Source organism: uncultured Methanobrevibacter sp., assembly GCF_902769175.1.
Taxonomy (GTDB): domain Archaea; phylum Methanobacteriota; class Methanobacteria; order Methanobacteriales; family Methanobacteriaceae; genus Methanobrevibacter.
The window spans coordinates 39,825-54,261 of sequence record NZ_CACXNW010000021.1 but is presented as its reverse complement, the minus strand read 5'-3'; the positions used below and the strand labels follow the sequence as shown (position 1 = coordinate 54,261).

The 14,437-nt window shown below is 32.3% G+C and carries 12 protein-coding genes and 2 pseudogenes; 7 read left to right on the top strand and 7 right to left on the bottom strand.

Annotation, left to right across the window (positions count from 1 at the left end; translation table 11 throughout):
* Positions 1-505: 505 nt before the first annotated feature.
* On the bottom strand, positions 506-1,441 hold the full coding sequence (locus QZV12_RS08495; protein ID WP_295620241.1) for a LysR family transcriptional regulator: 936 nt from the start codon (positions 1,439-1,441) through the stop codon (positions 506-508).
* A 115-nt stretch (positions 1,442-1,556) separates the two neighbouring features.
* Between QZV12_RS08495 and hxlB the strand changes: the two genes are divergently transcribed.
* A complete protein-coding gene (gene hxlB, locus QZV12_RS08490) occupies positions 1,557-2,147 on the top strand; it encodes a 6-phospho-3-hexuloisomerase (protein WP_295620238.1) in 591 nt (196 codons plus the stop codon).
* Between the two features lie 208 nt (positions 2,148-2,355).
* Here the strand turns inward: hxlB and QZV12_RS08485 are convergent, their stop codons facing one another.
* The 6 genes and pseudogenes from QZV12_RS08485 to QZV12_RS08465 form a co-directional block, all read right to left on the bottom strand.
* Positions 2,356-3,870 (bottom strand): Ig-like domain repeat protein, encoded by a 1,515-nt coding sequence (locus QZV12_RS08485; protein ID WP_295620235.1) that lies wholly within the window; start codon positions 3,868-3,870, stop codon positions 2,356-2,358.
* A gap of 29 nt (positions 3,871-3,899) precedes the next feature.
* Positions 3,900-4,298 (bottom strand): hypothetical protein, encoded by a 399-nt coding sequence (locus QZV12_RS08480; protein WP_295620232.1) that lies wholly within the window; start codon positions 4,296-4,298, stop codon positions 3,900-3,902.
* The gene (locus QZV12_RS08475) at positions 4,279-5,322 is read right to left on the bottom strand and encodes a right-handed parallel beta-helix repeat-containing protein (RefSeq protein WP_366925555.1); all 1,044 of its coding nucleotides are present in this window, start codon (positions 5,320-5,322) and stop codon (positions 4,279-4,281) included. The genes QZV12_RS08480 and QZV12_RS08475 overlap by 20 nt, the downstream gene beginning before the upstream one ends.
* A gap of 18 nt (positions 5,323-5,340) precedes the next feature.
* Positions 5,341-5,487, bottom strand: coding sequence for a hypothetical protein (locus QZV12_RS08470; protein ID WP_295620226.1), 147 nt, complete (start codon positions 5,485-5,487; stop codon positions 5,341-5,343).
* 3 nt (positions 5,488-5,490) lie between these two features.
* Positions 5,491-5,667 (bottom strand): annotated as a pseudogene (locus QZV12_RS13695) (hypothetical protein); the annotation flags it as partial.
* 15 nt (positions 5,668-5,682) lie between these two features.
* Positions 5,683-6,738, bottom strand: coding sequence for a pectate lyase-like adhesive domain-containing protein (locus QZV12_RS08465; RefSeq protein WP_295620223.1), 1,056 nt, complete (start codon positions 6,736-6,738; stop codon positions 5,683-5,685).
* A 627-nt stretch (positions 6,739-7,365) separates the two neighbouring features.
* Between QZV12_RS08465 and QZV12_RS08460 the strand changes: the two genes are divergently transcribed.
* From QZV12_RS08460 to QZV12_RS08435, 6 genes and pseudogenes are all read left to right on the top strand, one after another.
* A complete protein-coding gene (locus QZV12_RS08460) occupies positions 7,366-8,472 on the top strand; it encodes an ABC transporter substrate-binding protein (protein ID WP_295620220.1) in 1,107 nt (368 codons plus the stop codon).
* Positions 8,473-8,675: 203 nt separating this feature from the next.
* The gene (locus tag QZV12_RS08455) at positions 8,676-9,701 is read left to right on the top strand and encodes a FecCD family ABC transporter permease (protein ID WP_394350730.1); all 1,026 of its coding nucleotides are present in this window, start codon (positions 8,676-8,678) and stop codon (positions 9,699-9,701) included.
* 71 nt (positions 9,702-9,772) lie between these two features.
* On the top strand, positions 9,773-10,603 hold the full coding sequence (locus tag QZV12_RS08450) for an ABC transporter ATP-binding protein (RefSeq protein WP_295620217.1): 831 nt from the start codon (positions 9,773-9,775) through the stop codon (positions 10,601-10,603).
* Between the two features lie 172 nt (positions 10,604-10,775).
* Positions 10,776-11,348, top strand: a pseudogene (locus QZV12_RS08445) (FmdE family protein).
* 254 nt (positions 11,349-11,602) lie between these two features.
* Positions 11,603-12,214 (top strand): class I SAM-dependent methyltransferase, encoded by a 612-nt coding sequence (locus tag QZV12_RS08440; protein ID WP_295620210.1) that lies wholly within the window; start codon positions 11,603-11,605, stop codon positions 12,212-12,214.
* A gap of 368 nt (positions 12,215-12,582) precedes the next feature.
* Positions 12,583-14,268 (top strand): hypothetical protein, encoded by a 1,686-nt coding sequence (locus QZV12_RS08435; protein WP_295620207.1) that lies wholly within the window; start codon positions 12,583-12,585, stop codon positions 14,266-14,268.
* The last annotated feature ends 169 nt before the right edge of the window (positions 14,269-14,437 follow it).

Genomic DNA, 14,437 nt, shown 5'->3' with positions numbered 1-14,437 from the left:
TATTTAAATTTTGATTCTTTGTTCTTTATTTTTACTATTTGGCATAAATAGTAAATTTTTATTTAAATTAGCTTCTTTGATGATTTATTGATTATGATTTTTTAAAATCATTTTGTGTGCTTAGTTTGTTTAAAAAAGTATTTAAATATTTTATTTCAACGATTTGATTATAATATAATCATTTAAATTAATTTTTTAACATAATTATAATTTTTTTAAGTGATTAGAATATTTAAAACGCTTTGTTAAATTATGATTATCTTTTAAAAATTTTAGATTTTGTAATTTAAAATAAGTTGATTTATTTGTTGAATGAAAAAGTTTATTGGCGTTTTTTTTTTTAAAAATAGTTGCTTATTCGCCATTTTTTTTAAAACCGATGTTGGTTATTTTTTTAAAAATAGTTTCTTATTCGCCATTTTTTTTTTAAAAAAATAGGGGGTTGGTTATTTTTTTAAAATAGTTTATGGAATGTTTTTTAATATTGTTTGGTGATAATATTTAATTATCTGCTTTTCCAAGGTTTCATTGGTACAAATCCTTGCTCGCCTATTTTGGTTTGACCATCAAATAGTAGATATTCAATTAAATTATAAATGTCTTCTTTTGCATCACTGATTTGAACCAAGCTTATAATGTGACGTGTTTCATTTTTTAGGATTTCATTTCCATTGAAATAACTGGCATTTAGGAATGTGTAGTACTTTTCAGAATTTCTGACAATCTTAAATGCATCAAATTGGGACTTGACTTCCCTTTCTATGGAAAAGTTTATGTTTGCCTGTCTTAATGTGCTCCATGCAAGCCTTTGTGCACTTCCTTTGACTCCTATAAATTCCAATCCTTCCAAATCTTCGATTTTTTCCACAGATTTTCCATTTTTTGGAGGAATAAGCACTAAATGGTCATAGGCAATTGCAGTGAAATTCAAGTCATTTTCAAAAGCAAGCAATGGGTCATCCAATGCCAAAATATCTACCAAATCCTGTTTTGCAAGTTCATATGCACTTTCGTCATCACTGCTGTAGATTAGGGTTTTAAATGGCAAGTCATAGCTGATTGCCTGTAGAAGACCTGTAATGATGTGTCCTCCTGCAATGATGATTTCTTCCCTATCTTCCAGTCTGTTTTTGTATTTGTAGTAGGTATCTAAAAGCTCATATCCCTTTGGACTTAATTCTGATCCGGAACCGACAGTAATGACTAGTTTTTCCCCAAGTTTGTCTTCAGCATTTTTGATTCTTCTATTTAGAACTGAATGGGACACTTTCAATTCCTTTGCTGTTTTTCTTTGGGAATATGTCTTGGATAGTGATTCCAAAGTTTCAAAAAACTTATGGTTAAAGGACATTCCATCTATTTCAATCCCAATTTCAGGCTTGATGATGTTCTTTTCATCTCTTTCCATGTCCCCAATATTTTCATTTTCACGATTTGGCATTAAATCCCTCTTGAGCTTCTAACAGTATCATTTATATTTATATTTTAAATCATTTAAATAATTTTAAATATCTAAAAAATATAATATTATTATTGATTTTTAGGTAGAGATTCAAATGGAATATATGATATCCTCAATTGAGGCAATATTAGGCAATATTCGCGATGCAGAAGAATATTTAAATGAAGATGATATAGCAAAGTTTATTGAAATCATCACTACTGCAGATAACATTTTTGTAACCGGTGCAGGTAGATCAGGTCTTGCTGCAAAAGCATTTGCTATGAGACTAATGCACTTGGGTTTAAGCTCTTATGTTGTAGGTGAAACCATTTCTCCAGCTATCAATGCAGGAGATTGTATTTTAGCTATTTCCGGTTCTGGTGAAACCAACACTATTGTTACTGCAGCTAAAATTTCTAAAAAAAGAGGAACAAAGGTTTTAGCATTAACTTCCTATCCTGAAAGCAGTTTAGGACAATTAGCTGATGCAATTATCCATGTAAAAGGTAGGACAAAATTAGAAGTTGATGATGAAAACTACCTTAAAAGACAAATTAAAGGTAATTATACTTCTTTAACTCCTTTAGGAACTGCTTTTGAATTGACTTCATTAGTTTTCCTTGATGGTTTGGTTTCTGAATTAATGGAAACTATGGGAAAAACTGAAGAGGATTTAAAAAATAGACATACTGTTTTAGAATAGGCTTTTACTATTCTTTTAACTTTTTTTCTTATTCTATTTTATGCCTATTTTTATCTTTTTTTTTATTCTTTTTTCTGTTCTTCATCTATTTTTTCAATTTTTCTTTCATAGTGTTAATGTTATTTGAAAAAAATTTATTTCTATTTCTCCCTTATGCGAAAAAAATTGGAGATTTGATAGCTGTAAGCTATCAATGTTCTAATTCAATTTACTTACTTATTTTTAAAGTTGATTTTTTTGAAATTGCTTCGTAAGTTGAGTCTCCAGCCCATTTGGCTGTAACTGTGTAAGTTCCAGCTTTGGAAATGCTTACATCAACACTTGCAACACCTTTATCATTGGTTTTTGCCTTATAGGTTTTGCCGTTTACTGTAAATGTAATCCATTTATCGACAATCAATTTTCCATTTGCATTCTTAAAGGTTGCAGTAAGTGTCTTTGTTTTAGCGGATACCTTGTAGGACCTGTAGGGAACAGTTAAAGTAGGTTTTTGACATTCTACCTTAATATTAGCAACTGCGAAAGATGCATTATAGCTTTGATTACCTAAGAAACAAATGGCGAAAGTGTAATCTCCTTTGTATCCTAGGTTGATTTGGAGTTTTGCAGTTCCATTTTCATTAGTGCAGATTCCATCTTTTTCGTATGTGTATACTATTCCATTGAATCCGATTTCCATAGGAGTGTTTGCTATTGGCCTTCCGTTAACATCTTTCAATGTGAAGTAGAACCATTCACCTGTTTTTCCATCTAACTTCGGATCAACTGTTTCGGTTTGCATGTTTTCAAAGATGATTATGGTAGCGTTCTTAGCTATGTTGAAGTAAGAAGTTCCAGTTGACTTAATGTAATTTTCATCTCCTGCAAAGACAGCTACAACCTGGTAAGTGTCAGCGTCCAATGTGTCGTTGATGACAAGCTGCCCTTTACCATTGACGTCAGTAGTGACTTCGTATTCATTAGCTGCAACAGTTACATTAAGGGTGTTGCTTATTGGAGTTCCCTTAACATCAGTGAGCTTAAAGTCAATCACTGGTTTATCTCCATAGCTTATGTTTTCAACTGAAACAATAATTTCAGTTGCAATTAACTCAATTGGAGTTACAGTAATTTCTTTTGTAACTGTTTTTTCCTTGTGGACACCGTCATCCACTTTAACAGTGATTGTGTGTTCTCCTTCCTCTAATTCACCAAGGTTTACATTACCATCTTCATCAACAGATAATATTTGCTCTTCACTGCCATCAATTGTCACGATTACTTCAGTTACAGGGACATCTTGGCCTCTGCCGTCAGTAGCGATAACAGTAATGATTACATCTTCGCCAGCAATTGGGTTGTTGTCAGTTACTTCTATGTTCAATTCAGTAGATTCTGTGATGGTTAGTTTTGCAGTAGCGTTTGCTTCTGTGTAGTTTTCATCACCTAAGTATCTAACAGTAAGAATGCATTCGCCAACAGTTTCATCTATTCTGAATGTGACTTCTCCAGCACCTTCTTCAAGATCGAATAATTGACTTACTTCATCAGCTTCCCAGTCAACAGTAACAATAACAGTGCCTGTAGCAGTAATTCCTTCAACACCTTCAACAGCAATAGGGATTGTTACAGAAACATTCCATTCAGCAGTTGCATCCTCTACCTTGATGGTTGGGGTGATTTTATCCACTTCAAATTCAGTGACTTCTGAAGTCTTATTATAATACCTTAAATCATCAGACACAGTCCCACTAGCAAGATAAGTTCCTGGAACTAAAGTAAGGTTAGCTTGATAGCGGCCGTCAGAAACTTTCTCAGTAGCATAATCAGTACCTTAATTGTTAGGGTTACAGTTCCTGTCACATCCTCAGGTACAGTTACATCAATATGGGTATCGGCACCTTCAATACCTGGAACAACATTTAAGCCAATAGTGTAATCACTGATTTTAACGGTTACAGTTCCTGAATACACTTGACCAAATACATAATCAGTATCCTCATAATTAAAGTGGTCCGGTTCTAATCTGGCGATGATTAGGTAATCTCCTCCTTGTTCAAATGCATAATCAGCACACCAAATGCCTTCATTATATAATGCTTCGATTTCAGTGCCGTTTGGCAGAATCAGGAATAATCTTGCATTATTCGGATTAATGGTAATTGGTCTCATTCACAATACTTGCATTTATTTTCATTGTGATATTTTGATTTATATAAACTGTTTGATTATCTAAAACTATCAAATTGAATTTTGGAGGAACAATAAAGCTGCCCGTGTTTTCTATGTAAGTGTAATAACTGTCATCTGGATGGTAAGCCTTAAATGTGTAATCTCCACTAGGCAAACTGAGATAATCATAGACTGCCTTACCATTTGCATTTGTCATAACAGTTTCATTATCCACTAATTCATCTAGAGAGTTATAGGCTTCAACAATAATGTCAATACCTGCTTCAAGATCAGATCTAACTGGAGCAAAAACATCACTGTTAACAACAGCGCCATTCCAGTAAGTTACATTTATAAAGTTAACATTAGCAGAATAAATTGCATTGATATAATTTTCCTTAGCTGTAAAGGTAAATACTAACTTATTATCATTTACTGATGTTAAACTAGTGCTTTCAGCTTTATTGTTAATGAAATTAGAGTTTTTGACATTTAGTATATTTGAGGCATAAAGTGCACCGCCAATATATGCTTGGTTGCCGGTGAAATTACAGCTTGTCACAGTACTAGTCCTCATAAACCTAACAGCACCACCATCATTAAAAGCAGTGTTATTTACAAAATTACAGCTTGTCACAGTACTTTCACGATAGAAGAAAACTGCACCACCATACACAGCAGAGTTGTTAGTAAAATTACAATTTGCCACGTTACTATTATTATAGAAGTAAACTGCACCGCCATAAGTGAAAAGACCAGTTGCTTCGTTATTGGTAAAATTACAATTTGTCACTTCACCATCGCCGTTAAAGTAAACTGCACCTCCATTGAAGTTATCATAGTTATCAGTGAAATAACTGCTTGTCACAGTGCCCTCATTCCAGAAGTAAATCGCACCACCAGCCGCCAAAGGAGAGACATGATTATTGGTGAATATACAATTTGTCACATTACTCCTATAAAAGAAGTAAACTGCACCACCATTGGATTCAGCAGAGTTATCTGTGAAATTACCGCTTGTCAGAGTGCCCTCATTTTTGAACTAAATTGCACCCCCTTCTTTAGATGCAGTATTATTATTAAAATTACAATTTATGATTTCGCCTTTAGAATATAATGAGACAGCACCACCATGTTCTTCTGCGTGGTTATTGGTGAAATTACAATTTGTCAAACTGCTTTCATCCATGAAGTAAAATGCGCCACCATCTTTAGATGAGGTATTATTAACAAAATAGCAATCTAGAGCAGAACCATTATAGATTGCACCTCCATCCGCAGCAGTATTATTAAAAAAGGAGCAATTTACAGCAGAACTAATGGATATTGCACCACCTCTTTGAGCAGTATTATTAATAAAAGAGCAATTTACAGCAGTGCCATCCTATATTGCACCACCTTCTTTAGATGCAGTATTGTTATCAAAAGAGCAATTTATAGCAGAATTACTATTAATTGCACCGCCTTCTGGAGCAGAATTTCCAACAAAAGAGCAATCTAGGGCAGAACACATGGATATTGCGCCACCACGATTATTTGCTTTATTATTAATAAAAGAGCAGTTTTTAGCAGAAATTCCATCTATTGCACCACCTTCATATTCAGCAGTATTGTTGATAAAAGAGCAATTTGTAGCATGACCTCCTTCTATTCCACCACCATAATATGCAGCATTATTTATAAAAGAGCAATTTATAGCAGAATTACCATCCATTGCACCACCAAAAGATGCAGAATTACTAACAAATGTGCAATTCATAGCATAACCTTTAAATATTGCACCACCTCTTTGAGCAGTATTATTTATAAAAGAGCAATTTACAGCAGAACCATTATAGATTGCACCACCATTAAATGTTGCAGAATTATTAATAAAAGTACAGTTCAAAGCAGAACCATTATAGATTGCACCGCCATCATAGCTTGCATTATTATTTTTGAATGTACAGTTTATTGCAGTAACATTTCCTGTTCCATTATTCCAGACAGCAGCTCCAAATTCTTCATCATCAACCCATCCGTTTAAAAGGACCATATTTTTAAATGTAACTGCTGCATTATCAGTAACCTGGAAAATTCTCATTTTGCCAGCACCATCTATTTTATGACCCTGTCCATCTATAGTTATGGATTTGCTAATTTCAATCCCATTTTTCAAGTCAGAATCATCATCACTATAGGAATAGTCGTCATTTAGAATAATTGTCACATTTTGGGTACTGTCTATTGTATCTTTTAATTCTGTCATTGTTTTTGGTGTGTCTGTTATCAGATTTCCATCATCTGAAACACTTATTTCCTCAATTTGCTCAGCGTTTGAAATAACATCGTCGTTTACATCACTTGCAACAACAGTGTCATTCACATCACTTGCATTAACGCCAGCAACAGTAAAAATCACCAATATCAAGCATAAAAATGAAATTGTATTTAATTTCACAAGTTTTCCTCCAAAAATTATATTAATATTGTGCTGAACTATTAGTATTAACTATATTAAGTATATTTTTTTTAACGAATATATAATGGTTGGGATTGTAACAAATTGTGTGAAATTTCAACTAATGTGTTTCAGATCCAAAACTTAATCTGAGACTAAATCTTGAAATTAATTCTTTGTTTCTTGTTATTTTTCTCAATCTGTTTGCTAATAAAATCTATGTGTTTCTCATTTTTTTTTTTTTTTAATCTGTTTGGTAATAAAATGTATATGTTTCTCATTGTTTTTATTAATCTGTTTGCTAATAAAATCTATATTATATTTCGTTTTTTTTTTCATTCTTTTTTTTAATTTTTTTATCATTTCCATTGAGATATCTTTTTTAATTTATTTTATCAATTTTTCCTTTATCCATACAATTTCATGTTGTACATTTTCATTATATTCGATATATTTTTTCAATGATTTTATACTAATTTCTTATGCCATATGTATTATTTTTCTTATTTATTTAAACTTTAATTTGCCTATTATTTCAAATTCTGACTAATATTAAATTATTTAGAAAATTATTTATATAAATGAAATGAAAAATATTTCATGTTAATATGATTTATAGGTAATAGTATGGAAAAGAAAACAAAAATTATATTGCTTATTTTACTTGCCTTAATAGTTTGTGGAGTGGCCATTAGCTTATTTGCTTCTCCCTCTTCAGTTAGCTCATCTGGCAATCAGACAATAACTGACATGGCAAATAGAACAGTAAACATTCCAAGTGATATTAATAGGGTTATTGCTACAAGCCCTCCAATGACTACAATAATGTATATGCTTGCTCCTGATAAATTGGCAGGGGTTAACTTCCAATGGACAGATGAGAAACTCAAATATGTTCCAGACCAATACAAGGATAAGTTTCCTGTTGTAGGCGGATGGTTTGGAAGCCAAGACGGTAATTATGAAGAGTTCATTGCATCAGAACCTGATATTGTTGTAGAGGGAATCGATGAAGGAATGGGTGTTGATTTATCTGTTGTAGATGAAAGACAAGAGAAATTCGGATCACTTCCTGTTGTGGCAGTAACTGACAATACAAATGTCACAAAGATAGAGAATACAATCGGATTCATAGGCAAGCTTTTGCAGGTAGAGGATAAGGCAAATCAATTGATTGGCTTTAATGACAAATACTTAAGCGAAGTTCAATCCACTGCAAGTTCCATTCCAGAATCTGAAAAGAAATCTGTTTATTATGCTTCAGGTGAAGATGGATTATCCACTTATGCAAGTGGTGCTTCTCATGGACAGCTCATTTCTCTTGTTGGAGGTAAAAATGTAGCAGACACTGAAGTCAAAGACAGTGGGAGCGAATTGACAGTTTCAATTGAACAGATAATGAAATGGAATCCTGATGTCATAATAGCAACTGATGAGGACTTTTACAATAATGTCTACAAGGATTCAAAATGGGCTAATGTAAAGGCAGTGAAGAATCATCAGGTTTATCTTTCACCACAGTCTCCATTCAAATGGTTTGACAGGCCTCCAGGTGCTAATATTATTATAGGTGTTCCTTGGACTGCTAAGGTCATTTATCCAGATAAGTATTCCAATATCAATATGGTGGATGCAACTAAAGAGTTTTATAGCAATTTCTATCATTATGATTTAAGTGATGAGGAAGCAAAGGATATTTTAATATCTTCTGGATTAAAGGAATCTGATTTATAGTTATTTTAGATTAGCGAATTATATTTTCTGGATTTAAGGAATCTGATTTATAGTTATTTTAGATTAGTGAATTATTTTTATAGGTTTTTGAGTAGGATATTTTCCTATTCTCCTTTAATTTAATGATTTTAAGGATTTGTATTGATGAGTGAAAATTCTTCATTGAATATTGACAATTTTAATGATTTTAAGGATTTGTATTGATGAGTGAAAATTCTTCTTTGAATATTGACAATTTGCTTATATATCTGCTCTTGATTGCACTGCCAATATTTTTATTCTTTGTGTCCTTTATGTTAGGCAGATATCCGGTAGCTCCAATTGATGTGATAAAGACTATTCTTAGTCCTATTTTTCCATCTTTAGCTGTATCTCCAGAGTTGAATTCTATTGTTTTCACAATTAGATTGCCTCGTATCATTGCAGCATTGCTTGTTGGAGCATGCTTATCTCTTGCAGGAGCCTCTTTTCAGGGAATATTCAAAAACCCTCTTGTATCTCCAGATTTGTTAGGGGTATCTGCAGGGGCAGGATTTGGTGCAGCTATTGCAATCTTAGCAAATATGGGAAATGCATTGATTCAATTGTTTGCATTTGTATGTGGATTGGTTTCAGTTTCAATTACTTATGTGATTTCAAAGTCTTATCGGGCAGGAGGAATTCTTCTTCTTGTGCTTTCAGGTACTGCAGTTTCTGCATTCTTCAATGCACTGATTTCCGGTGCCAAATTTATGGCAGACCCTTATGATAAGCTTCCTCAAATTACCTATTGGCTTATGGGCAGCTTATCTGCAGTTAATTTCAATAAGTTATCTATGATTATCATTCCTTTGCTTATTGGAGTGATTGTGATAATGATCTTAAGATGGCATTTGAATGTTTTGTCAATGGGTGATGAAGAGGCACAGTCCCTTGGATTGGATCCTGGAAAGTTAAGGCTGATTGTCATTGTTGCATGTACCTTAGTGACTTCTGCAGCAGTTTCCATTAGCGGAATAATCGGTTGGATTGGTCTTGTTGTTCCTCATATGACACGTATTATAGTAGGTCCGGACCATAAGATTCTTCTTCCAGCTTCCTTAAGCATTGGTGCAAGTTTCCTATTGTTGATTGACAATATTTCAAGAACATTCATTTCAATAGAGATTCCTATTGGTATTTTAACAGCTATTATTGGTGTTCCATTATTCCTTTATTTGCTTAGAAGAGGATATTCTGAATGGAATTAGCTTGTGATTTATGGATGTTATTTTAAGTGTAATTACTGCATATTTATGAATTTTTGGATTATGGTGTTTTTATGACAAAATTAGTTGAAGTTAAGGATGTTTCATTTTCTTATGATAAGGATTCTCCAATCGTATTTGAAAACATTAGCTTTTCAATGGAAAGGGGGGATGTCTTATGTATATTAGGGCCAAATGGAACAGGCAAAACCACTTTAATAAAAACATTGAATGGTCTTCATAAGCTTAATTCAGGAATCATCTTATTGAATGGAAACAATATTGATAGCCTTTCATTTAATGATATTGCAAAGATAGTTGGATATATTCCACAGGGACATGTTCCATCTTTCCCATTCAGCGTCTTTGATGTTGTATTGATGGGCAGGTCTCCATATATCAATCTAACTGCTTCTCCTCGTGATGAGGACAAGGAAATAGCATTAAATGCTCTTAAAACTCTTGGAATTGAAGATTTAAAGGATAAAAGCTATACTAATTTAAGCGGAGGAGAAAGGCAATTGGTATTTCTTGCAAGGGTTTTGGCTCAAGAGCCTGACTTGCTTATATTGGATGAGCCAACTAACCATTTAGATTTTGGAAACCAGATTAAGCTTCTTGAAATCATTGAACAGTTGTCTAAACTAGGTCTTGCTGTTATAATGTCTTCACATTATCCGGACCATGCATTTTTAGCAGCTACAAAGGTGGCTATAATGAAGGACAAGTCATTCATTGACTTTGGAAAGCCTGAAGATGTCTTAACTGAAGAGAACTTGAAGAATGCATATGGAATTGATGTAAAACTTGTTGAATTGGAGAATGATAGGAAAATTTGTGTTCCTCAAAGAACTAATTTGGAGTTGGTTTTGAGGGATTATTCAAAGAAGTATTCTAATGATTAGCTATTATTTAAAATGAAATTATTGTTTCATTAATTTAAAGGATTATGGATTATTTTAAATATTTAAAAATTGTTGTTTCAACTAATTTATAAATAAAATCATATTCATAAAATAATTTAATATTTTTAATTGAATCAGAAATTTAAAGATAAAAACAATCAAAGGTGTAAAAATGGTAAGTGTAGAAGATTATGAAGAGCAATTGGCAAAAGCAAAAGAGTTTCACGGAGAAGTCTGTGGTGGAATAGCTATTGGTACCAAGCTTGCTATGTAGGGTATGGAATTGATGGGATTTGAATTGAACAAGCGTCATAAAAACCTTATTGTATTTTTAGAGATTGACAGATGCATGTCTGATGCAGTACAATCTGTCACTAAATGTACTATGGGAAAAAGGTCTCTAAAGCAAATGTGCTACGGCAAATTCGCAGTGACCTTTTATAATATGGACACTGGAGAAGCTATTAGGGTTTCAGATGCAGATGCTAACAAACAGGAAAAGATTAGGGAAACCAGAGATGAAATGATTGAAAGATTCAAACGAACTCCTGCTGAAGAACTCTTCAATGTGGAAAAGGTTCATGTTGAATTGAAGCCTTCTCAAATGCCTGGTAAACCACACACAAGCACATACTGTTCAATTTGTGGTGAAAAAATCACTGATGGACGCCACTTAAACCGTGGTGGAAAACCTGTTTGCATTCCATGTGCTGAAGGGGCATATTATGAGATAATTGATGAATAGTCCTTCATCATTTCATTTTCAATTTTCATAATTTTAAAAAAAATTTATTATTCAATTTTTGGAATTTTAGAAAAAATATATTCTTCAGTTTTTATAATTTTAAAAAATAGCATATTTTTGCAATTTTTTATCATTCCAAGATATGCAATTAATCAATCGTTTTTCATTGATGAAATTCTTTCAATTAAATTAAATATTCGATTGATTATTTAATAAGTTTATAACAAATCTATTAATTTAAATGGTGATTATTTATGGCAAATACAACAGGCATGTTACCTGCAAATGGACATCGCATTCAAGGTAGGTCAAGCGAGTCATTTTTGAATGCTCATGACATTATTATGGAATTAGGCCTTGAAGGCAATGAAGTGTTTATGGATGCAGGATGTGGAGATGGACATGCAGCGCTTGAAGCTGTAGAGATTTTAGATGATGATGCTATAATCTATGGAGTGGATATTTATGAACCTTCCATTGAAGACCTTCAGAAGGCTGCAGATGAAAAGGGTTATGATAACCTAATTCCGATTTGTGCGGATATTCCTGATCATATCGATTTGGAGGATGATGTGGTTGATGTCATTCTCCTAATCAATGTATGGCATGGATTTAAGGCAACCAGAAGAATGGATGAGGCTATTGAAGAGCTTAAAAGAATTCTTAAGCCAGGTGGAAAGATAGCTATCATGGATTATAAAAAGCAGGAAGCAAAACATGGTCCTCCTATTACTGTAAGAAGCAGTCCAGAAGATTTGGAAGAAGTCTTTAAGGAACATGGAATGAGTTTATTCTCATTAAATCCAGATTGTGGTGAAGATATTCCTCAAGGTAAATCCCATTATCTGATTGTTTTTCAAAAATAGTTAATTTTTATAATTTTTTCTATTTTTTCTTTCTTTTATTCTTTTTTCATAGTTTTTTTTTAATTTTTTTCTAATTTTTTTCTTTCTTTTATTCTTTTTTAATCCTAACTTTTTATTATTTTTATTACTTCTATAATCTCTAAATTTTTAGTGTTCTCATTATTTTTCATATTTTCAATTTTTTCCTATTTTGATTATTTTTATATAGTTTTTTCATCATTTCTCGTTATGCAAAATATTATATATTGTTAAACAATAAAGTTAATATTATTGATATAATTGAATTTTATTAGATTTAAAGTTGAATATTCGATTTGTAAGGAGGTGTATAAATCAAGGGAAAAGTTAAATGGATATCATTTAGCTTATTGTTAATTTTTCTGATTACCATTCCTTCAATTAGTGCAGAATCTATTGATGAAAATATTCTTGATGAAGATTTAACTTATGAAGACGATGAGTTAGAGTTTAATGATTTGGATTTAAGAAATGATGGCTTAAATTCTATAAGCGAATCCACTGTTTCCAGTTCTGATTCTTCTCTTAAAAACTCTAATTCCAAGGGGAATTCAGAAGACTCTTCACAGGATTTGATCAATAGGATAGAAAATGCAAATGATGGAGATGTCATTCTAATTGAACCCGGTACATATAAGGTTCATGGAATCAATATCACTAAAAGTATTTCGCTTCAAGGTAATGGAGATCCACGTGACATCATTATAGACGGTGAAGAATTGTCAAGCATATTTTTCATTCAATACATTGGAATAACTGCCAAATTTAATAATTTGACCCTCATAAATGGGAAAACAGATAATTTTGGTGGTGGAATTTGCATTGAAACAGGAAATGCTTATGTTGGCAATTGCATTTTCATAAACAATACTGCATTGAATGTCACTAATGGAGGAGCTATTTCAAATTATGGAAATGAAACGGATAGAAGTTATTTGTTTGTAAACAATTCCCTATTCATAGGCAATCATGCCGATCATGATGGCGGTGCAGTAACTACCTGTTACGCAATTTCAGATATTTATAATTCAGTATTCATAAATAATTCAGCTCGTCGTGACGGTGGAGCTATTCGTGTTAGCATTTTTGGATATGGTAATGTTCAAGATTGTATTTTTATGTATAATCATGCAGATGAGTGGGCCGGTGCCTATTACAGTTGGGCTGGAAACTCCAGTCTGGACAGATGTATCTTCATCAACAATACAGCAGGCACTAATGGTGGAGCCATAATGGTTTCCGGAAGCATTAACCTCACAAATTCGATTATCGTAAATAATACAGCTGATGAAACTGGAGGATCATTTTATATCCAAGAGCCTATGTTCAATGCTACAACCATCATAAATGTGCATGACAACATAATTACAAATAATTCTGCTCCTTTAGGAAAAGAGTTATTTGTCAAATGGCCTGATGCAAAATATCTGTTCCCTAAGTTCAATGATAACAATTGGGGAGATGAAGATCCAACCGATTCTTCTGTTTTGGATCCTAATAATGTTTCAAGCAGGATAAAGCCAACTACAACCAATCAAAAGATGGGATTATTTGACCTTTTGGACTTTTCATTGCTAAACAGATATTCTGATGTTTTACAGGATTATTATGCGAGAGATTTCAATGAACATTTTGAACGTTTCAATTTAAGTGATGATGGATTTAAATTTGATGATGATAAAACAGATGCAGATACTTCCAATGGAAAAACAGATAGTGGAACAGATTCCTCTAATTTGAAAGACCAAACAAATGATGCATCCAATAATATATTGAAAAATCAATCAAATGTTGTATCCAGCAACTTATTGAATAATCAGTCAAAAGCCAGAGCATATGGCAAATCCGCTAAATCAGATGAAATGAATTCTACATTTGTTAGCGAGAATTCTAATAATGATAAGAAAATGGTTGAATTATTTGAAGACAATCCTATTAGCCAAAAATCTTTTGACATCCGATACATATTGGTTTTAACTGTTGTTTTGCTAATATTTGCATTTGGATTATTAAGAAAAAGAGATAGGTTAAACTAATGTTTTATTTTTATTTTTTTAGTCTTTTGACTAAATTTTTTTATTTTTCTATTTTTAATTGTTTTTAGTGCTTTTTATAATTTATTTTTATTTTTAAAGCTTTTTTTTTTTTTTTTTTTTTTTTTTTTTTTTTTTTTTTTTTTTTTTTTTTTTTTTTTTTTTTTTTTTT